Here is a 1,358-nt window from a genome sequence, read left to right as displayed (position 1 = left end):
TAGTACCGAAGTCTTTGATTCCACACTGCCAAGAAAAGCCTCTAGCGAGATGCAAGGTGCCCGTACCGCAAACCGACACAGGTAGGCGAGGAGAGAATCCTAAGGTGAGCGAGTGAACTCTCGTTAAGGAACTCGGCAAAATGACCCCGTAACTTCGGGAGAAGGGGTGCTCTATTAGGGTGCAAGCCCGAGAGAGCCGCAGTGAATAGGCCCAGGCGACTGTTTAGCAAAAACACAGGTCTCTGCGAAACCGTAAGGTGAAGTATAGGGGCTGACACCTGCCCGGTGCTGGAAGGTTAAGAGGAGTGCTTAGCGCAAGCGAAGGTGCGAATTGAAGCCCCAGTAAACGGCGGCCGTAACTATAACGGTCCTAAGGTAGCGAAATTCCTTGTCGGGTAAGTTCCGACCCGCACGAAAGGTGCAACGATCTGGGCACTGTCTCAACGAGAGACTCGGTGAAATTATAGTACCTGTGAAGATGCAGGTTACCCGCGACAGGACGGAAAGACCCCGTGGAGCTTTACTGCAGCCTGATATTGAATTTTGGCACAGCTTGTACAGGATAGGTAGGAGCCTTAGAAACCGGAGCGCCAGCTTCGGTGGAGGCATTGGTGGGATACTACCCCCGCTGTGTTGAACTTCTAACCCGCACCCGTAATCCGGGTGGGAGACAGTGTCAGGCAGGCAGTTTGACTGGGGCGGTCGCCTCCTAAAGAGTAACGGAGGCGCCCAAAGGTTCCCTCAGAATGGTTGGAAATCATTCGAAGAGTGTAAAGGCATAAGGGAGCTTGACTGCGAGACCTACAAGTCGAGCAGGGTCGAAAGACGGGCTTAGTGATCCGGTGGTTCCGCATGGAAGGGCCATCGCTCAACGGATAAAAGCTACCCCGGGGATAACAGGCTTATCTCCCCCAAGAGTCCACATCGACGGGGAGGTTTGGCACCTCGATGTCGGCTCATCGCATCCTGGGGCTGTAGTCGGTCCCAAGGGTTGGGCTGTTCGCCCATTAAAGCGGTACGCGAGCTGGGTTCAGAACGTCGTGAGACAGTTCGGTCCCTATCCGTCGTGGGCGCAGGAAATTTGAGAGGAGCTGTCCTTAGTACGAGAGGACCGGGATGGACGCACCGCTGGTGTACCAGTTGTCATGCCAATGGCATCGCTGGGTAGCTATGTGCGGACGGGATAAGTGCTGAAAGCATCTAAGCATGAAGCCCCCCTCAAGATGAGATTTCCCACACGCAAGTGGTAAGATCCCTGAAAGATGATCAGGTAGATAGGTTCGAGGTGGAAGCATGGTGACATGTGCAGCTGACGAATACTAATCGATCGAGGACTTAACCAATTAGGTGATTCTCGA

Annotated in this window: 1 rRNA gene; it reads left to right on the top strand. The window is 54.1% G+C overall.

The features are described 5' to 3' along the window. A 23S ribosomal RNA gene (locus UFB30_RS16475) occupies positions 1-1,343 on the top strand; the annotation flags it as partial. Positions 1,344-1,358 lie beyond the last annotated feature (15 nt).

This window comes from Jeotgalibacillus haloalkalitolerans (genome assembly GCF_034427455.1).
Lineage (GTDB): Bacteria > Bacillota > Bacilli > Bacillales > Jeotgalibacillaceae > Jeotgalibacillus > Jeotgalibacillus haloalkalitolerans.
Note: the sequence above shows the minus strand (reverse complement) of the source record. Positions and strands in the feature narration are given on the sequence as shown.